At 52.2% G+C, this 255-nt stretch carries 1 pseudogene; it reads right to left on the bottom strand.

Going from position 1 to position 255, the window contains the following annotated elements:
• Positions 1-206: pseudogene (locus ACZ9XP_RS18050) on the bottom strand (methyl-accepting chemotaxis protein); the annotation flags it as partial.
• Positions 207-255: the final 49 nt, after the last annotated feature.

Below are 255 nucleotides of genomic sequence, written 5' to 3'. Positions count from 1 at the left end.
CCATTACTTAATCCTCGCTCGGTCTGCAAACCATCAATCAGGTTGGCGCTTTGCGTTGCAACAGCAACCAGCTCCTGTGCGCTACGCATTTCAGAGAACACCTCATAGCGCTGCAGTGACAATGTCAGACCCAATACACACGCCGCGCCACCGAAAGGCAAGACAAGTAACAGCAATTTATGGCCAATTCCTAGTCTGGAAAGCATGGAAGGCTCCTGAGAGGTGAAGACATGGTAAAGCGGCAGGCTGCACAGC

The organism is Vogesella perlucida (assembly GCF_979366545.1).
Note: the sequence above shows the minus strand (reverse complement) of the source record. Positions and strands in the feature narration are given on the sequence as shown.